12 protein-coding genes are annotated in these 19,803 nt (G+C 67.6%); 11 read left to right on the top strand and 1 reads right to left on the bottom strand.

Annotated elements, in window-relative coordinates:
- The first annotated feature begins 5 nt into the window (after positions 1–5).
- Together JHN45_RS22505 and JHN45_RS22500 are read left to right on the top strand one after the other, a co-directional pair.
- Positions 6–3,278 carry a GH92 family glycosyl hydrolase gene (locus JHN45_RS22505; protein WP_201050317.1) on the top strand — a complete coding sequence of 1,091 codons (3,273 nt, stop codon included), beginning with the start codon at positions 6–8 and terminating at the stop codon, positions 3,276–3,278.
- A 67-nt stretch (positions 3,279–3,345) separates the two neighbouring features.
- Entirely contained in the window at positions 3,346–3,720 is a 375-nt protein-coding gene (locus JHN45_RS22500; RefSeq protein ID WP_200710895.1) for a hypothetical protein, read from the top strand.
- A gap of 7 nt (positions 3,721–3,727) precedes the next feature.
- Here JHN45_RS22500 and JHN45_RS22495 read toward each other — a convergent pair whose 3' ends face one another.
- Positions 3,728–7,519 (bottom strand): GH92 family glycosyl hydrolase, encoded by a 3,792-nt coding sequence (locus JHN45_RS22495; RefSeq protein ID WP_201050310.1) that lies wholly within the window; start codon positions 7,517–7,519, stop codon positions 3,728–3,730.
- Between the two features lie 369 nt (positions 7,520–7,888).
- Between JHN45_RS22495 and ngcE the strand changes: the two genes are divergently transcribed.
- The 9 genes from ngcE to JHN45_RS22450 form a co-directional block, all read left to right on the top strand.
- Positions 7,889–9,355 carry an N-acetylglucosamine/diacetylchitobiose ABC transporter substrate-binding protein gene (gene ngcE, locus JHN45_RS22490; protein WP_201050299.1) on the top strand — a complete coding sequence of 489 codons (1,467 nt, stop codon included), beginning with the start codon at positions 7,889–7,891 and terminating at the stop codon, positions 9,353–9,355.
- Between the two features lie 49 nt (positions 9,356–9,404).
- The gene (locus tag JHN45_RS22485) at positions 9,405–10,331 is read left to right on the top strand and encodes a carbohydrate ABC transporter permease (protein ID WP_200710892.1); all 927 of its coding nucleotides are present in this window, start codon (positions 9,405–9,407) and stop codon (positions 10,329–10,331) included.
- A 4-nt stretch (positions 10,332–10,335) separates the two neighbouring features.
- Positions 10,336–11,265 carry a carbohydrate ABC transporter permease gene (locus tag JHN45_RS22480; RefSeq protein WP_201050297.1) on the top strand — a complete coding sequence of 310 codons (930 nt, stop codon included), beginning with the start codon at positions 10,336–10,338 and terminating at the stop codon, positions 11,263–11,265.
- Positions 11,266–11,447: 182 nt separating this feature from the next.
- Positions 11,448–12,647, top strand: a complete 1,200-nt coding sequence (locus JHN45_RS22475; protein WP_200710890.1) for an ROK family transcriptional regulator — start codon at positions 11,448–11,450, stop codon at positions 12,645–12,647.
- Between the two features lie 133 nt (positions 12,648–12,780).
- Positions 12,781–13,881 carry a sugar ABC transporter substrate-binding protein gene (locus JHN45_RS22470; RefSeq protein ID WP_200710912.1) on the top strand — a complete coding sequence of 367 codons (1,101 nt, stop codon included), beginning with the start codon at positions 12,781–12,783 and terminating at the stop codon, positions 13,879–13,881.
- Positions 13,882–14,090: 209 nt separating this feature from the next.
- Positions 14,091–14,879, top strand: a complete 789-nt coding sequence (locus tag JHN45_RS22465; RefSeq protein WP_078532725.1) for an ATP-binding cassette domain-containing protein — start codon at positions 14,091–14,093, stop codon at positions 14,877–14,879.
- The gene (locus tag JHN45_RS22460; RefSeq protein ID WP_200710889.1) at positions 14,876–16,195 is read left to right on the top strand and encodes a sugar ABC transporter permease; all 1,320 of its coding nucleotides are present in this window, start codon (positions 14,876–14,878) and stop codon (positions 16,193–16,195) included. Before JHN45_RS22465 ends, JHN45_RS22460 begins: the two co-directional genes overlap by 4 nt.
- 216 nt (positions 16,196–16,411) lie before the next feature.
- Positions 16,412–18,340 (top strand): 1-deoxy-D-xylulose-5-phosphate synthase, encoded by a 1,929-nt coding sequence (gene dxs / locus JHN45_RS22455; RefSeq protein WP_200710888.1) that lies wholly within the window; start codon positions 16,412–16,414, stop codon positions 18,338–18,340.
- A 137-nt stretch (positions 18,341–18,477) separates the two neighbouring features.
- Positions 18,478–19,803, top strand: a 1,326-nt coding sequence (locus tag JHN45_RS22450) for an amino acid permease (protein WP_201050295.1), incomplete at its 3' end; no start/stop codon positions are given.

The following is a 19,803-nucleotide window of genomic DNA, read 5'->3' as shown; positions in this document are numbered from 1 at the left end:
GCGTCATGCGTTTCCGTCCCATGTCCCTGTTGCTCGCCGCCGCACTCGCGGTCGGCGGCGCCACCCCCGCCCTGGCGGCCACCGCCGCCCCACCGCACCTCGTCAAGGACCCCAGCGCCTACGTCGATCCGCTGATCGGCACCAAGAACGGCGGCAACGTCTTCCCGGGCGCCGTCGTGCCCTTCGGCATGCTCTCCTGGAGCCCGGAGAACACCAGAGGCAGCGCGACGAGCACGGCCGCGCCGGGCGGCTACCAGTACGACGCCACCCGCATCCGCGGCTTCAGCCTCACCCACATGTCCGGCACGGGCTGCGCGGGCGGCAGCGGCGACATCCCGTTCTTCCCGTACGCCGGCGAGGTCACCTCCTCCCCGGCGAGCGACACCAAGGACGCCGTCTACGCCTCCGACTTCAGTCACACCGCCGAGACCGCCGAACCCGGCCACTACAAGGTCGGCCTCGCCTCCGGCGTCACCGCCGACCTCACGGCCACGGCCCGCACGGGCTCCGGCCGCTTCACCTACCCGGCCGACAAGCCCGCCTCACTCCTGATCCGCACCGCCAACTCCGAGGTGGGGTCGACGAATTCGTCGGTCACCATCGACCCGGCGACCCGTACCGTCTCCGGCTCGGTCACCTCCGGCAACTTCTGCGGCTACCTCGACCCCGAGGGCCAACGTGCCTACTACACCCTGTACTTCACCGCCACCTTCGACCGCGCCTTCAAGACCACCGGCACCTGGCAGGACGACAAGCTGACCCCGGGATCTACCTCCGCGACCGGCGGCACGGGCGGCTTCACCAACGGCGGCCGTCCCGTCGCGGGCAAGGGCGCGGGCGGCTATGTCGAGTTCGAGCCCGGCACCGGTCCGGTGGGCGTCAAGGTCGGTGTCTCGTACGTCAGTCAGGCCGGCGCCGAGGCCAACCTCGCGGCGGAGAACCCGCCGCAGCGCACCTTCGACGCGGTCGAGGACGCGGCCCACCGCGCCTGGCGCGACCAGCTCGGCGCGATCAAGGTGGGCGGCGGCACCGACGCCGAGCGCACCACCTTCTACACCGCGCTCTACCACTCGCTCCTGCACCCGAACGTCATCAGCGACGCCGACCGCAGATACACGGGCAGCGACGGCAAGGTGCACAAGGTCGGCAAGGGGCACGAGGCGCAGTACGGCACCTTCTCCGGCTGGGACATCTACCGTTCGCAGGTCCAGCTGCTCACTCTCCTCAGCCCCCGCACCGGCTCGGACATCGCACAGTCCCTCTACGAACTCGCCCAGCAGAACGGCGGGGTCTGGGACCGCTGGCTGCACGGCGCGAGCGGCACGCACGTCATGAACGGCGACCCCTCGCCCACCGCCCTGGCCGGCATCCGCGCCTTCGGCGGCACGGACTTCGACCTCAAGGGGGCCCTCGCCTCCCTCGTCCAGGCGGCGACCGTACCGACCGCGCAGGACCTGTCCCCCTCGGGCAAGCCGGTGCTCTCGGTCGGCCAACGCCCTTCCCTGGACAAGTACTTGAACCTCCACTACATGCCGTCCGTCTCCAACGCCTGGGGCGGCGCGGCCGAGACGCTGGAGATGTCCACGGCGGACTTCGCGCTCTCCCAACTCGCCACGGCGGCCGGGAAGAAGAGCACGGCGGCCGACTTCGCCAAGCGCGCCCAGTGGTGGCAGAACAACTTCAACATCGCCGCCGACCCCACCGGCGGCTACATCGCCAACCGCAAGGCGGACGGCAGTTGGGTCACCGGCTTCACCCCGGGCACCGGCAACGGCTTCGTCGAGGGCACGGCCGCCCAGTACACCTGGATGGTCCAGCACAACCCGGCGGGCCTCTTCGCGGCGATGGGCGGCACCGACAAGGCCCTCGCCCGCCTCGACTCCTTCTTCCATGAGGCGGACGGAAGTTGGGCCTTCACCGGCAGCGGCGGCGACAAGTCCGAGCTGGACAACGAACCGTCCGTCAACGTCCCCTACCTCTACGACTATGCGGGCGCGCCCTACAAGACCCAGGAAACGGTCAGGGCGGCCATGAAGCAGCTCTGGACCACCGACCCGGCCGGCATCCCCGGCAACGACGACCTCGGCGAGATGTCGTCCTGGTACGTCTTCTCCGCGCTCGGCATGTACCCCCAGGTCCCCTCCCGCGCCGAACTCACCCTCGCCTCACCGCTGTTCGAGCGCATCGAGATCAAGCGCCCGCAGGGCAACGACATCTCCATCCGCGCGCAGGGTGCCGCGACCGACGCCCCGTACATCCAGTCCCTGAAGGTCAACGGCCGTAGCAGTGACCGTCCTTGGCTCTCCTCCTCGATCGTCAGGAACGGCGGGACCCTCGACTACACCCTCTCCACCACCCCGAACCGCACCTGGGGCAGCGCCCTCGCCGACGCCCCGCCGTCCTTCCGCACCGGTGAACAGCCGTACCAGATCGGCGTCGGCCCGACCGCCGCGACCCTCGCGCCCGGCGACACCACCAAGGTCAACATCAAGGCCCTGGCGCTGAGCGGCGGCACCGGACCCGAGGTCCGCTACAGCGTCGAGACGCCCGCCGGAGTCACGGCGACTCCCGCGCAGGGCACGGTCGTCGACGGCTCCCAGGACATCACCCTGAGCGCCGCCACCGACGTCAAGCAGGGCTTCTACGACGTCAAGGTCACCGTCACCTCGGGCGACACGTCGTACGAGCAGCCGGTGTCCCTCACGGTCGCCGCTCCCGGCACCCTGCTCGCCGCCTACAACAACGCCGGAGTCTCCGACGACAACGGCGAGCACGACGAGGCGGACTACGACGGGGGCGGCTGGAGCTACTCCCTCCAGGCGCTCGCGGCGGCCGGGCTGACCCCGGGCGGCACGGGCACGGTGGACGGGCTCGGCTTCACCTGGCCGAACTCGCCGAACGGGCGCCCGGAGAATGTCTCGGCGGCCGGTCAGACCGTCCAACTCCCGCAGCCCGCCGCCAACTTGTCGTTCATCGGCAGCGCGGTCAACGGCAACCAGCAGACGAAGGCGACCGTCACCTACACCGACGGCAGCACCGACGTCGTCGACCTCTCCTTCACGGACTGGACGGTCGGCGGGGGCGGCGGAACCGTGCAGTACGGCAACGAGATCGTCGCCAGGACCGCGTACCGCAATGTCGCGGGTGCGGACAAGGACCCGGTCGTCACGTATGTGTTCGCCACCAAGCCCTTCGCGGCACCCACGGGCAAGACCATCAAGAGCGTGACACTTCCGGACGACCCGGATCTCCATGTGTTCACCCTTGCGGTGAACTGACGTCCACTATGTGTGCCCTCGCCCGTTCCGGTGGCGGGGGCACATCGGCGCGTGCGAGCATCCGCAGATGGTGAAACGGCCGCAACTGCCCGAGGAGTTCCGGGCCGAGGCGCGCACGGCCTTCGCGTTCCTGGTCGAGGGCGAGGGCTTCGCGCCGCCGGAGGACATAGACGGCGGCCTGCGCTATCTGCGCGCCGACCTGATGGTGCGCGTCTGGTTCCTGGGCGGCGCCGAATCCGAGGTCCTGACACGACTGATCCCCCTGGCGCCGGACGGCACCAGGGGGAAGGGGGCTTGGCTGGACGACCTGTACAAGGCCGCCGCGTGCGGCCCGGCCCAGGACGTCCCCGTCTTCGCGTCGACCAGAAGAGGCGTGCTCAGACGGGTTCACCAGCACGCGGAGGCGTTGCGCAGGCTGCTGCCCCGCCTCCCCGTGCCGTGACCGTGCCTCAGGCCAGCAGCTCCACCTCCGCGAGCGTCGAGGAGCCGTCCAGGACCAGGCGGTAATGGGCGTACGAGCCAGGTGACTTGACCGAGAACGCCCGCGTCTGCTTGGCCCAGGTGAAGGACTCGCCGGAGCGCTTGTCGAGCGTCTTCCACTTGGTGCCGTCGGCCGAACCCTGGAGGGTCCAGCCGGTCGGTGCCGCCGTGCGGTCCGTCGACGAGGTCAGCGTGTACTGGATGCCCTTGGTGGCCTTGGCGACCGGGAGGTCCACCGAGGTCACCGTGGCGGCCGTGGCCGACGTGTTGTCGAACAGGGCGCCGGTGGCGGCGAGTTGGTCGCTGCGGGGGGTGGGCACCTTGTCGTTCTTGGTGATCGACACCGGTGCCGCGTTCTTGCCGCTGCCCCACGTCGAGGGCTTGGAGCCCATGGAGAAGTCCAGCACCCCGCCCTTCTCCAGCAGCGAGTGCGGGAGCGAAGTCGACGTCCACGGCTTGCCGTTGACGGTCAGACTCTGGACGTAGACGTTCTTCGTGCTGTTCTTCGGCGCCTTGACGACCAGGTCCTTGCCGTTCTCCAGGTGGACGGTCGCCTTGGTGAACAGCGGGGAACCGATGGTGTATTCGCCGCTGCCCATCACCAGCGGATAGAAGCCGAGCGCGGAGAAGAGGTACCAGGCCGACTGCTCGCCGTTGTCCTCGTCGCCGTGGTAGCCCTGCCCGATCTCACTGCCGGTGTAGAGGCGCGACAGCACCTCGCGCACGTCCTTCTGCGCCTTCCAGGGCTCGCCGGCCGCGTCGTACATGTACGTGACGTGGTGGGCGACCTGGTTGGAGTGGCCGTACTGGCCCATGCGGACGTCCCGCGCCTCCGTCATCTCGTGGATGACGCCGCCGTAGGAGCCGACGGTGGCGGACGAGGCCTTCTCCGGGGTGGCGAAGTACTCGTCGAGCTTGTCGCCGAGGGCCTTCTGGCCGCCGTAGAGGTTGGCGAGGCCGCGGCTGTCCTGCGGGGCGGTGAAGGCGTAGCCCCAGCCGTCGGTCTCCGTGTAGTCGTAACCCCAGATCTTCGGGTCGTAACTCGCCGACGCCACGCGCCAGTTGCCCTTGGCGTCCTTGCCCTGGAAGAACCCGGCCTGCTTGTCGAAGAGGTTCACGTAGTCCTGGGCGCGGTTGAGGAAGTACTCCGACTCCTCCTTGTAGTGCTTCTCGCCGGTCTTCTCGTAGAGGGCCAGACCCATCTGCGCGATGCCGTAGTCGTTGTTGTAGCCCTCCATGGCCCAGGAGAAGCCCTCGCCCGTGTCCGTGCTGGTGTAGCCGAGGAAGGGCGAGGTGGTCATGCCCTTGCGGCCGACGCCCGAGGAGGGCGGGACGACGGTGGCGTTCTTCACGGCCGCGTCGTAGGCCGACTTGGCGTCGAACTGCACGCCCTTGACGTACGCGTCCGCGAACGCGACGTCCGAGGAGGTGCCCGTCATCAGGTCCGCGTAGCCGGGGGAGGACCAGCGCGAGGTCCAGCCGCCGTCCTTGTACTGCTGCACGAACCCGTCGACCATCTCACCCGCCTGACCGGGCGTCAGAAGCGAGTACGCCGGCCAGGTGGTCCGATAGGTGTCCCAGAAGCCGTTGTTGACGTACACCTTGCCGTCGACGATCTTCGCGCCGGTGTGCGTCGGGGTGTCCTGGCTCGGCATCGGGGAGAACGGCGAGGCGTACTGGTAGGTCGAACCGACCTTCTCGAAGCCGGAGTTGGGGTACAGGTACAGCCGGTACATGCTGGAGTAGAGCGTGGTCAGCTGGTCGGGGGTCGCGCCCTCGACCTCGACCTTGCCGAGCAGTTTGTCCCACACCTTCTGGGCCTGGTCCTTGACCGTGTCGAAGGAGGTGCCGTCCGGGATCTCCTGGCCCAGGTTGGCCTTCGCCTGGTCGACGCTGATCAGCGAGGTGGCCAGCCGCAGGGTGACCGTGTGGTCGGCGCCCGCCTTGAACCGCAGATAGCCCTTGACCCCGGTGGAGGAGCCGTCCGTCACGGGCGCGTCGAACACGCCGTACACGAAGAGGCGCGTGGCGCCCGTGGACAGACCGGACTTGACGTCCGAGTAGCCGGTGACGGTCCCGTCGGTCTTGTCGAGGGTCAGGCCCGCCTGCTCGGTGACGTTGTCGAAGATGACGCTCGCGTCGTCGCCGGGGTAGGTGAAGCGCAGCGAGGCCGCGTGGTCGGTCGGGGTCATCTCGGCCTTGAGACCGTTCTCGAACGTGACGCCGTAGTAGTACGGGCGCGCGGTCTCGTTCTCGTGCTTGAACGCCAACTCCCGTGCGTTCGGGTCGGTGTTGGGCGTTCCCGAGGCCGCCGACGGCATCACCTGGAAGGTCTGCCGGTCGCCCATCCACGGGCTGGGCTCATGGCTCAGGCTGAGCGCCTGGAGCGTCGGCAGGTTGGCGTCGTTGTTCGCCCGCGCGTAGTCGTAGAGCCAGCTCAGCGACGACGAATTCGTCACCGGGGTCCAGAAGTTGAAGCCGTGCGGCAGCGCGGTCGCGGGGAAGTTGTTGCCGCGCGAGAAGCTGCCGCTGGAGTTGGTGCCGCGGGTGGTGAGCGCGTAGTCGGACAGATGCGCCTTCGGCTTCTCGGGGGCGACGCTCTTGATGCTCACGTCGTCGAGCCAGCCGCGGAACTTCGCCGGCCCGCTGGGGGAGTCGTAGGCCAGCAGGATCCGGTCGACGGTCTTGCCGGCCGCGACCGAACCGATCCGCGAGAGGACGTTGTTCCACTGGTTGACGTAGAGGATCTTGGCGGCGCCCTGTCCCTGCGGGGTGAGGGCGAAGCCGTGCGAGTCCGTGGCGCCGAGGCCGCTGAGGTAGGTGCCGTCGGTGAAGGCGAGGTCGACGGAGACGTTCGTGGCGTCGTAGTCGAGGTCGCCGTCGGCCATCTGCGGGAAGATCTTGTACGCCAGCTCGGTGTCGCGGCCGACGGCCACGTTCACGTCGAAGACCTTGTTGTACGAGTACGCCCGCCCCGTCGCCGTGTGACGGCCCGCGTAGCGCAGTGCGCGCGTCCCGGTGAAGCCGGCGCCCGCCTTGGCGGTGGGGGAGCCGCTGGGGCCGTGGTCGACCAGCGAGAGCATGTCCTCGGGGATCGGTGCGGTGGAGCCGCCGGTGGAGAACTGGACGTCGGCGAGCTGCAGGATGTCGCCGCCGTTGTTCCTGCTCACGTCGAGCCGGAAGTGCTGGTACTCGGCGGGCTCGGCGAGGTCGTACGACTTGGTCTGGAACCGGGCGGAGAAGGACTCGCCGGAGCGGGTGTCGACGGTCTTCCAGTCCTTGCCGTCGGTCGACCCCTGGAGGGTCCAGTCCTGCGGGTCGCGCTCGTCGTGGTCGTTGGCCGAAGTCAGCGCGTATGTCGCGATTTTGAGCGGTTTGTCGAGGTCGAACTCGACCCAGCCGGTGGGTGCGAAGGTGAGCCACTTGGTGCCGGACTCGCCGTCGACGAGGTTCTCCTTCACCTCGCCCGCACCGGTGTTCTCGCCGCTGGCCCGCAGGTCCGTGACATGGTCGTCGACATTGCCGGGGATACCGCTGGTGAATCCCCCGTCGACACCGGAGGCCCGCTTGGAGCCGTCCGGCGCGGTGTCCACGGTGTTGAGCCAGTCCGGCGCCGGATCGCCCGCCTCGAAGGAGGAGGCGAACTCCCCGGCCGGAGCGGGAGCCTTGACGGGCAGCGCGACCGCTGCCCCCTGCGAGCCCGCCACCAGAGCGACGGCGGCCACCGAGACGGCCGCCGAACCCCACCATCTGTGATGCATACGAGGGCATCCTCCCGCCACATGAGACAACGTTGTCAACTTTGTCGCGCAAGGAACAGTAGGGAGTCAAGTGGCCAGGGATGTCAAGGGTGTTGAGTGCGGCATTCGAGCGCAATAGCGGGGATTTCTCCGGCGTCGAACGCACAGGGCCTTCATATTTCCGCGAGGTCTCACTTCGGAAAAGACCGACAACCGACCCTGCATTCGATCTTGCTCTGTCGACCGGAAGTGGACTATACCTGTCGCGTTCGACACCGCTCTCACAGCAGCACGCACGAAGTACCTCTGCACGACCAAGCTCGAACTGACCGCGGTGCCGGGGAGGATCCGGTTCACCGCCTGAGTCCTGTTGAAGGCGAGGACTTGAGCATGGGATCCACTTCCGCCGAGAACAATTTTTCCGGCAGCACCGGCGCACAGGGTGTCGGCCGCCGAGACCTGATCAAGAGGTCGGCCGCACTCGGTCTGATCTCCGTTCCTGCCATGAGCTTCCTGTCGGCCTGTGCGAGCAGCGACAGCGGATCGGACAAGAAGGCCAAGTCGGGCACGAAGACCGCGAAGAACCCGCTGGCGGTGAACGACACCGCGCAGATGGAGTTCGTGCTCTTCGACGGCGGCTTCGGGAAGGAGTACGCCGAGGACGCCGTCAAGATCTACGAACAGAACTTCCCCAAGGCGAAGGTCAAGTTCTCCGCCACCCAGAAGATCCAGTCGACGCTTCAGCCCCGCTTCAACCAGGGCACCCCGCCGGACCTGATCGACAACTCCGGTGCCGAGCAGATGGACATGGGTGTCCTCGTCGGCAAGAAGCAGCTCAGCGACCTCACCCCGCTACTGGACGCGCCCTCCTACGACGACCCGTCGAAGAAGGTCCGCGACACCCTGCGGCCCGGCATCGTCGAGATGGGCCAGTTCGACGGCGACCCGGTCTGGATCATGTACTACGCCTACACCGTGTACGGCGTCTGGTACTCGCAGAAGGCCCTGGACGCGCTCGACGAGAAGTACCCCGAGACCTGGGACCAGATGCTCGCGGTCTGCGAGAAGGCCAAGAAGAAGGGCATGGCGGGCTGGACGTACGCGGGCAAGTACCCGTACTACCTCCCGTTCTCGCTCTACCCGATGATCGGCAAGGTCGGCGGCCGTGAGGTTCTCGACGCGATCGACAACCTGGAGCCGAACGCCTGGAAGCACCCGGCCGTCAAGGCCTGCTTCGACGCCTACTACGAGCTGTTCAAGAAGGGCTACATCCTCAAGGGCACGCCCGGTATCGACCACATCCAGTCGCAGACCGCGTGGGCCGAGGGCAAGGCGCTGTTCATCCCGAACGGCTCCTGGGTGGAGAACGAGTCCGCCAACGTCATCCCCAAGGACTTCAACCTCGCCGTCTCCGCGCCGACCGGCATCGACAGCTCCGACAAGATGCCCTTCGGCACCATCTGGGCGTCCGGCGGTGAACCCTTCATCGTCCCGGCCAAGGCGGCCAACGCGGCGGGCGGCATGGAGCAGTTGCGCATCATGCTCAGCGAGGCCTCGTCGAAGAACTTCACCAGCAAGGTGAAGTCACTGACCGCCTACAACGGCGGCACCGACGGGATCACCCTCACGCCGGGCCTCACCTCCGGTGTGGCGGCGCTGAAGCTGGCCGGCGACAACGTGCTCAACCCGCGCCTTCAGGACTGGTACGTGCAGTTGCAGAAGGAGCAGATCGGTGTCGCGGGTCTCGGCGAGATGATGGCCGGACGGGCCACCCCGGCCGAGACCATCAAGAAGATCCAGGGCTTCGCCGACGCGGCCGCCAAGGACACGTCGATCAAGCACTACAAGCACCAGTGAGGATCCGTCACCAGCGGCGGCGCCCGCCCAGAGAACGGGGTCGGTAGCAATGCAGCACGGCAAGTACCGGTTCATCGTGGGGTTCCTGGCCGTTCCCCTCGGGCTGTACGTGCTTTTCGTCGTATGGCCCTTCATCCAGTCGATCTACTATTCGTTCACGGACTGGACGGGGCTGAGCCCGGAATTCAAAATGGTCGGCTTCGACAACTACAAGAGAATGTTCCACGACGAGATCTTCTGGAAATCGTTGCAGCACAGTCTCCTGTTCGCGTTGGTGCTGCCGCTGGTGACGATCAGTCTGGCGCTGTTCTTCGCTTTCATGATCAATGTGGGCGGACGGCGCCGGACGGGCGGCCCGGTGGTCTCGGGCGTCCGCGGCTCCTCCTTCTACAAGATCGTCTATTTCTTCCCGCAGGTTCTCTCGATCGCGATCGTCGCCCTGTTGTTCGCCTTCGCGTACAACCCGGACAGCGGCGCGATCAACTCCTTTCTCCGCGGGATCGGACTCGGCAGCATCCAGCCGCTGTGGCTCGGCGACCCGAGCCTCGCCCTGTGGTGCGTGATGGCGGTCCTCGTCTGGTCCACGGTCGGCTTCTTCGTGGTCCTCTTCTCCGCCGGTATGGCCTCCATTCCGGCCGAGTTGTACGAGGCGGCGCTGCTCGACGGCGCCAACCGGATGACCACGTTCTTCCGCCTCACCCTGCCGCTGCTGTGGGACACCGTGATGTCCGGCTGGGTCTACATGGGCATCCTGGCGCTGGGCGCCGAGTCGTTCGCGGTCGTACAGATCATGACGACCGGACCGGGCGGTCCCGACTACTCGACCACCGTCATGGTCCTGTACGTGTACCAGAAGGCGTTCCGAGACGGACAGGCCGCCTACGCGACCACCATCGGCGTCGCCCTGCTCGTCGTCACGCTGGCCTTCGCGGCGATCGTGATGCGACTGGGCCGCCGTGAGCGGCTGGAGTTCTGATCACATGAAGACGACCGAGACCCCCGCCCCCGTGCCGGCCGAGCCCGGTGTCCCCGTCGCGAAGGTCGGCACATCCACCGGAGGCGCGCCGAAGCGGAAGACGAAGAAAGAGGGCAGAGTCCTCAACGTCTTCTCGCACGGCATGCTCGTCCTGTGGGCGTTCATGGTCGTCCTGCCGCTTCTCTGGGCGGTGATGACGTCCTTCAAGAGCGACAGCGCGATCTTCAGCTCGCCCTGGGCACTGCCGGACAAACTGCACTTCGGCAACTGGGCGCGCGCCTGGACCGACGCCAACATGAGCGACTACTTCTTCAACACCATTCTGGTGGTGGGTGGTTCACTCATCGGCACCCTCGTGCTCGGTTCGATGGCCGCGTACGTGCTCGCCCGGTTCGACTTCCCGGGCAACCGCTTCATCTACTTCCTGTTCATCGGCGGCATGAGCTTCCCGATCATGCTGGCCCTGGTCCCGCTGTTCTACGTCGTCAACAACCTGGGACTGCTCAACACGATCCACGGGCTGATCCTGGTCTACATCGCGTACTCGCTGCCGTTCACGGTCTTCTTCCTGACCGCGTTCTTCCGTACCCTGCCCACCTCGGTGGCGGAGGCGGCGTTCGTGGACGGGGCCTCGCACAGCCGGACGTTCTTCCAGATCATGCTGCCGATGGCCAAGCCGGGCCTGATCAGCGTGGGGATCTTCAACTTCCTGGGGCAATGGAACCAGTACATGCTGCCGACGGTCCTGAACACCGACCCGGACAAGCGGGTCCTCACCCAGGGCCTGGTGCAGCTCGCCGCCAGCCAGGGCTACAAGGGCGACTGGTCCGGTCTCTTCGCCGGTCTGGTCATGGCGATGCTCCCGGTACTTGCTGCATACATCGTCTTCCAGCGTCAGGTGGTGCAGGGGCTGACGGCGGGGGCTCTCAAGTAGCGCCCCGTTAGGGGCTCGTGTGCGCCGCTCCAGGGCTCTGGGGCGGCCTACACGCATGCGTGCAAGTACCTCGATGCGGTTCAACCTCTTGACGGGAGGCGACCCTAACGGCTCAGCTTAGAGTTCACTAGTTGGACATAGACGGGGCCTCATCGATGCGGTCCCGCGCGCAGGAGGTCGTCGTGGAGACTCCGGGGTCGCAGTCGTCGCTGCACCGAGCGAATCTAGAGCGGGTCGTGCGAGCGGTGCGGCTGGCCGGGTCGCTCACGCAGGCGGAGATCGCGAGGACGACGGGTCTGTCGGCTGCGACGGTCTCCAACATCGTGCGCGAGCTCAAGGACGGCGGAACGGTCGAGGTCACACCGACTTCGGCGGGTGGCCGCAGGGCCCGCAGCGTGTCGCTGAGCGGGGACGCCGGCATTGTCATCGGCGTCGACTTCGGGCACACGCATTTGCGCGTCGCGGTCGGAAATCTGGCCCATCAGGTGCTGGCCGAGGAGTCCGAGCCCGTCGACGTGGACGCCTCCTCCACACAGGGCTTCGACCGGGCGGAAGAGCTGGTCAACCGGCTGATCGCGGCGACCGGAGTGGACCGTTCCAAGATCGCCGGGGTGGGTCTCGGCGTGCCCGGTCCGATCGACGTGGAATCGGGCACCCTGGGCTCCACCGCCATCCTCCCGGGGTGGACCGGCACCAGACCCGCGGAGGAGCTCGGCAGCCGTCTGGGCGTACCGGTGCACGTCGACAACGACGCCAACCTCGGCGCCCTCGGTGAGCTGGTCTGGGGCAGTGGCCGGGGGGTCAGGGACCTGGCGTACATCAAGGTCGCCAGCGGGGTCGGCGCGGGACTGGTCATCAACGGCAAGATCTACCGGGGTCCGGGTGGCACAGCGGGAGAAATCGGGCATATTACTCTTGATGAGTCCGGCCCTGTCTGTCGTTGCGGAAACCGGGGCTGCCTGGAGACCTTCACGGCCGCGCGCTATGTGCTGCCGCTCCTCCAGTCCAGCCACGGCACCGACCTGACCATGGAGGGAGTCGTACGGCTGGCGCGGGACGGAGACCCGGGCTGTCGTCGGGTGATCGCCGACGTCGGCCGACACATCGGCAGTGGAGTCGCCAATCTCTGCAATTTGCTGAACCCGAGCCGAGTGGTCCTCGGTGGCGATCTCGCCGAGGCCGGTGAGCTGGTGCTCGGGCCGATCAGGGAGTCTGTCGGCCGCTATGCGATCCCCAGTGCGGCGCGTCAACTGTCCGTTCTCCCGGGGGCACTTGGAGGCCGTGCGGAGGTGCTCGGAGCACTCGCTCTCGCGCTCAGCGAGATGGGCGATTCGACACTTTTGGACGGGTCGCTGACCCAGGCGACACCTGTCTTCACTTAGAGAACGCACGACGCCGTTGCCATCTCGTTAAGTATTTACTTCTTGACGTCGCACGCGTGGCCGAGTTGACTTCCAGCCACCTCGGCCGCAACGACGCGGCCTCGTCAGGGAGGTTTCTGAAGTGAACACGCGTATGCGTCGTGCCGCCGTTGCTGTGATCGCCACCACGATGGCCGTCGCGCTGGCCGCCTGTGGCAAGGCCGGCGACGACAAGAAGTCCGACAGCAGCTCCTCCAGCTCCTCGGGTGGCGGTACCAACGCCAAGATCGGCCTGCTGCTGCCCGACAGCGTCACCACTCGGTACGAGAAGTTCGACAAGCCGTACTTCGAGGCCAAGGTCAAGGCGCTCTGTGCCGGCTGCACCGTCGAGTACAACAACGCCAACGCCAGCGCGGCCACCCAGGCCCAGCAGGTGAGCAGCATGATCACCAAGGGCGTCAAGGTCATCGTGATCAGCGCCCAGGACTCCGCCGCGATCAAGTCCTCGATCCAGCAGGCGGTCGCCAAGGGCATCAAGGTCGTCGCGTACGACCGTCTGGCCCAGGGCCCGGTCTCCGCGTACGTCTCCTTCGACAACGTCGAGGTCGGCAAGCTCCAGGGCGAGGCCCTCCTCACGGCGCTCGGCTCGAAGGCCACCACGAAGTCGAAGATCGTCATGATCAACGGCGACGACGCCGACCCGAACGCCGCGATGTTCAAGAAGGGCGCCCACGAGGCCCTCGACGGCAAGGTCGACATCGCCTACGAGCAGTCGGGCCTCTGGAAGGACACCGTCGCCGGACAGAAGATGTCCGCGGCCATCACCCAGATCGGTGCCAAGAACATCGCGGGCGTCTACTCCGCCAACGACGGCATGGCCGGTGGCATCGCCACCGTCCTCAAGGGCGCCAAGATCAGCGGCATCCCGCTGACGGGTCAGGACGCCGAGCTCGCCGGTATCCAGCGCATCGTCGCCGGTACGCAGTCCAGCACGGTCTACAAGGCCTTCAAGCCGGAGGCCGAGGCCGCCGCGACGCTCGCCGTCGACCTGGCGCAGGGCAAGAGCATCACCGGTCTCGCCACCACGACCCAGACCAGCGGCTCCGGCGACAAGGTGCCCTCGCAGCTGCTCGTCCCGGTGTCGGTCACCAAGGCCAACATCAAGGACACGGTCATCAAGGACGGTCTCTACACCGTCGCGCAGATCTGCACCTCGGAGTACGCCGCGGCGTGCAAGACGGCCGGTCTGTCCTAACCACCGCCCAGCGGTGACAAAGCCCCTTCGGCGTCCGCCCCACCTTCAAACCCCGCTGTGGGGCGGGCGCCGATCGGAACCCGTGCGAACGCAGCCGTTGCCAACTGGCATCGGCCGCGCGCATGTTCATCTTGTAAATCTGTGCCTAGGCACAACCCTCCGCGCCTTTTGACAAGCGCGGCATCCCCGCCGGTCAGGCGGCGAAGGAGATGGTTCACGTGTCCGCTACGCCCGTGCTGGCGTTGCGCGGAGTCTCCAAGCGATTCGGTGCGGTGCAGGCCCTCACCGACGTAGAGCTGGAGGTTCACGCCGGAGAAGTGGTCGCACTGGTCGGCGACAACGGCGCAGGAAAGTCCACCCTGGTGAAGACGATCGCCGGAGTGCACCCCATCGATGAAGGAGTCATCGAATGGGAGGGCAACCCGGTCAGCATCAACAAGCCGCACGACGCCCAGGGACTCGGCGTCGCGACGGTCTACCAGGACCTCGCGCTGTGCGACAACCTCGACGTCGTCGGCAATCTGTACCTCGGGCGTGAGCTGCTTCGCCGTGGCATCATCGACGAGGTCACGATGGAGAAGAACTCCCGCGAACTGCTGAGCACCCTCTCCATCCGCATCCCGAGCGTGCGCATCCCGATCGCCAGCCTCTCCGGTGGCCAGCGGCAGGTCGTCGCCATCGCCCGCGCGCTGATCGGTGACCCGAAGGTCGTCATCCTCGACGAGCCCACCGCCGCCCTCGGTGTCGAGCAGACCGCGCAGGTCCTCGACCTGGTCGAGCGGCTGCGTGAGCGCAACCTCGGCGTCATCCTCATCAGCCACAACATGGCCGACGTCAAGGCGGTCGCGGACACCGTCAACGTGCTGCGGCTGGGCAAGAACAACGGCTCCTTCCCGGTGAAGGACACCAGTCAGGAAACGATCATCGCCGCGATCACCGGTGCCACGGACAACGCCGTGACCCGTCGTGCGGTGCGCAGCACGGAGGCGGCAAAGTGAGCGACACGTCAGGCACCGTGAAGAAGGACGCGGTCGAACCGACCGCCGCGGCCCCGGCCGACGACCCGACGGCAGCGGCCGGGTCTGCCACCGTCGTCGACCCTCGTCTGCTGATCCGCGAAGAGGGCTTCAAGGGCTACATCACCGAGTTCAAGCGCAAGGTCAAGGGCGGTGAGCTCGGCTCGCTGCCGGTCGTCGCCGGCCTGATCGTCATCGGACTCATCTTCCAGCTGCAGAACAGCCGGTTCCTGAGCGCGGACAACCTGTCCAACATCAGCTACTACCTGTCGGCCACCGGCATGCTCGCCATCGGCCTGGTCTTCGTGCTGCTGCTCGGCGAGATCGACCTGTCCGTCGGCTCGGTCAGCGGTCTGGCGTCCACCCTGTTCGCCGTCTTCGTGGTCAACCACGGGATGAACGGCTGGCTCGCCCTTCTCCTGACGATCGTCACGGGTGTCGGCATCGGCGCGCTGCACGGCTTCTTCTTCGCGAGGATCGGCGTACCGGCGTTCGTCGTCACACTGGCCGGCTTCCTCGGCTGGAACGGTCTGATGCTGTGGCTGCTCGGTTCGAGCGGCACCATCAACATCCCGGACGAGGGTCCGGTGCACCTGCTCGGCCAGAGCTCGTTCTTCATGGACCAGTCGATCGCGGGCGCCTACATCCTGGCCGCCCTCGGCACCGCGTCCCTGCTCTTCGGCTCGCTCACCGACCAGCGCCGCCGCAAGGCCGCCGGGGTGCCCTTCCGGCCCACCAGCGAGATCCTGCTGCGGGTCGTGCTGCTCGCCGTGGCCGCATTCGTCACGGCGGCCGTGCTGAACTCGGCGTCCGGTGTCTCCAACTCGCTGGTGATCTTCCTCGCGTCCCTGGTGATCGTGGACTTCGTGCTGCGTCGTACCCCGTACGGCCGCAAGGTCTTCGCGGTCGGCGGCGGCATCGAGGCCGCGCGCCGTGCCGGTATCAACGTGTCCATGATCCGCATCACCGTGTTCGCCATCTCCGGCGGCTTCGCGGCGGTCGGCGGTATGTTCTTCGCCGGTCAGACCCAGAGCGCCACGCTCAACGCCGGCGGCGGCAACACCCTGATGCTGGCCATCGCGGCGGCGGTCATCGGCGGTACGAGCCTCTTCGGCGGTCGCGGCACCGTCTGGTCCGCCCTCCTGGGCATGCTCGTCATCCAGTCGATCCAGACCGGTCTCGACCTGCTCAACATGAACACGTCGATCCAGTACATGATCACGGGTGGCGTTCTGCTCGGCGCGGTCGTCATCGACTCGGTGTCCCGCAAGAGCCAGAAGGCGTCCGGACGCGGCTGACCTGCGCCCTTCTGGACCAGTGCCCGGTACCGATCGCGGTACCGGGCACAGTCATGTCGTGGAAAGAACGCAGGAAGGTCGTAGGAAAGGCTGTTCGTGGGTACAGCCGATCGCGTGACGTATGACGCACAGCCCGGGCGCGGTCCGCAAAGGCGGAACATTAGACTCGACAAGCCCGGCAACAGCTCGATCAGCTCTACTCGCAAGGAGGCACGGGTGCCGCTGCTGACCCGCATCAGGGGACCGCGCGATCTGGACCGGCTCAGCCTGGAGCAGCTGGACCAGCTGGCCGAGGAGATCCGGACCTTCCTCGTCGACGCCGTCTCCAAGACCGGCGGCCACCTCGGCCCGAACCTCGGTGTGGTCGAGCTGACCATCGCCCTGCACCGCGTCTTCGAGTCGCCGAAGGACCGGGTGCTGTGGGACACCGGCCACCAGTCCTACGTCCACAAGCTGCTCACCGGCCGCCAGGACTTCTCCAGGCTGAAGATGAAGGGCGGCCTCTCCGGCTACCCCTCGCAGGCCGAGTCCGAGCACGACGTCATCGAGAACTCGCACGCCTCGACGGTCCTCGGCTGGGCCGACGGCCTCGCCAAGGCCAACCAGGTGCTGAAACGCGACGACCACGTGGTCGCCGTCATCGGTGACGGCGCGCTGACCGGCGGTATGGCCTGGGAGGCGCTGAACAACATCGCCGACGCCAAGGACCGCCCCCTGGTGATCGTCGTCAACGACAACGAGCGGTCCTACGCACCGACCATCGGCGGCCTCGCGAACCATCTGGCGACCCTGCGGACCACCGACGGCTACGAGCGCTTCCTGGCCCGCGGCAAGGACCTCCTGGGGCGCACTCCGGTCGTCGGCAAGCCCCTCTACGAGACGCTGCACGGCGCGAAGAAGGGTCTGAAGGACTTCATCGCCCCGCAGGGCATGTTCGAGGACCTCGGCCTCAAGTACGTCGGCCCCATCGACGGCCACGACATCGAGGCCATGGAGTCCGCGCTGGCCCGCGCCAAGCGCTTCGGCGGCCCGGTGATCGTCCACGTCCTCACCGAGAAGGGCCGCGGCTACCAGCCCGCCCTCCAGGACGAGGCCGACCGCTTCCACGGCATCGGCCCCATCCACCCCGACACCGGCCTGCCGATCAAGGCCTCCGGCGCCGACTGGACCTCAGTCTTCGGCGACGAGATGGTCGCCCTCGGCCAGGAGCGCGAGGACATCGTCGCGATCACCGCCGCGATGCTCCAGCCCGTCGGCCTCAAGAAGTTCGCCGACGCCTTCCCGAACCGCATCTACGACGTCGGCATCGCCGAGCAGCACGGCGCGGTCTCCGCGGCCGGCCTCGCCACGGGCGGTCTGCACCCCGTCTTCGCCGTCTACGCCACCTTCCTCAACCGCGCCTTCGACCAGGTGCTGATGGACGTGGCGCTGCACAAGTGCGGGGTGACCTTCGTCCTGGACCGGGCCGGCGTCACCGGCACCGACGGCGCCTCGCACAACGGCATGTGGGACATGTCGATCCTCCAGGTCGTCCCGGGCCTGCGGCTCGCCGCCCCGCGCGACGCCGACCAGGTCCGCGCCCAGCTCCGGGAGGCCGTCCAGGTCAAGGACGCGCCGACCGTGGTGCGCTTCTCCAAGGGCGCGGTCGGCCCGGCCGTACCCGCCGTGGGCCGCATCGGCGGCATGGACGTGCTGCGCGCGCCCGGCACCGACGCACCGGACGTCCTGCTGGTCTCCGTCGGCGCGCTGGCGCCCATGTGCCTGGAGATCGCCACGCTGCTCGACAAGCAGGGCATCTCCACCACGGTCGTCGACCCGCGCTGGGTCAAGCCCGTCGACGAGGCCATGGCCCCGCTCGCGGAGCAGCACCGGGTGGTCGTCACCGTCGAGGACAACTCCCGTGTCGGCGGCGTCGGTTCGTCGATCGCACAGGCGTTGCGCGATGCCGGTGTGGATGTTCCGCTGCGCGACTTCGGCATCCCGCCGCGCTTCCTCGACCACGCCTCGCGCGCCGAGGTGATGACGGAGATCGGCCTCACCGCCCCCGACATCGCCCGCCAGGTCACCGGCCTGGTCTCGAAGCTGGACGGCCGCTTCGACCGGCCCACCGCGGAGGTCGACTCGGTGGAGTCGGCCAGGGACTGACACAGCCGGACGGGCCGCTTCCGCCACTCTTTGCAGTGGTGAAAGCGGCCCGTTCGCGTGAATCCACTCGCGCCGGGGCATACGGAGTACGCCCCCTCTCGATCATGTCGAGGACGCCAAGCGTGGGAGGTACACCCGTGAGCAGCACCCTCTTCCGGACGAAGAGAGTCGAACAGTCCATCCAGGACACCGAGGAACCGGAGCACGCGCTCAGAAAGTCCCTCTCGGCCCTGGATCTGACGGTGTTCGGCGTCGGAGTGGTCATCGGCACCGGCATCTTCGTCCTCACCGGTACCGCCGCCAAGAACAACGCCGGCCCGGCGGTCTCCCTGTCCTTCGTCGTGGCCGGCGTCGTCTGTGCCCTCGCGGCGCTCTGCTACGCCGAGTTCGCGTCCACGGTCCCGGTCGCGGGCTCCGCGTACACCTTCTCGTACGCCTCGCTCGGCGAACTCCCCGCCTGGACCATCGGCTGGGACCTGGTCCTCGAACTCGCCCTCGGTACGGCGGTGGTGGCGGTCGGCTGGTCCGGCTACATCCACTCGCTGCTGGACAACGCGGGCTGGCATCTGCCCGAGGCGCTCAGCGGCCGGGACGGCGCCCACGGCTTCGGCTTCGACATCCTCGCCGCCGCGCTCGTCCTGGTCCTCACCGCGATCCTCGTCCTCGGCATGAAGCTCTCCGCGCGGGTCACCTCCGTCGTCGTCGCCATCAAGGTCGCCGTCGTCCTCGTGGTGATCGTCGCGGGCGCCTTCTTCATCAAGGGCGACAACTACAAGCCGTTCATCCCCAAGGCCCAGTCGGTGGAGGCGGGCGGCAACCTCAAGGCCCCGCTCATCCAGCTGATGTTCGGCTGGGCGCCCTCCAACTTCGGCGTCATGGGCATCTTCACGGCCGCCTCCGTGGTCTTCTTCGCCTTCATCGGCTTCGACGTCGTCGCCACCGCCGCCGAGGAGACCCGCAACCCGCAGCGCGACGTCCCGCGCGGCATCCTCGGCTCACTGATCATCTGCACCACGCTGTACGTCGCCGTGTCGATCGTCGTCACCGGCATGCAGAAGTACAGCTCGCTGTCGATCGACGCCCCCCTCGCGGACGCGTTCAAGGCCACCGGACACCCGTGGTTCGCGGGCCTGATCAGCTTCGGCGCCGCGATCGGCCTGACGACGGTCTGCATGATCCTGCTCCTGGGCCAGGCCCGCGTCTTCTTCGCGATGAGCCGCGACGGCCTCCTGCCCCGCTTCTTCTCCCACGTCCACCCGCGCTTCCGCACCCCCTACCGCCCGACCATCCTCCTGGGCGTGGTCATCGCGATCGTCTCGGGCTTCACGAGCCTCAGCGAACTCGCCGAACTGGTCAACATCGGCACCCTGTTCGCCTTCATCGTGGTCGCGATCGGCGTGGTCATCCTCAGGAACAAGCGCCCCGACCTGCCCCGCTCCTTCCGCACCCCCCTGGTTCCCGCC

This window comes from Streptomyces sp. MBT53, assembly GCF_016654115.1.
Lineage (GTDB): Bacteria > Actinomycetota > Actinomycetes > Streptomycetales > Streptomycetaceae > Streptomyces.
The sequence above is the reverse complement of the archived record's forward strand: the minus strand, read 5'-3'. Positions and strand labels throughout refer to the sequence as shown.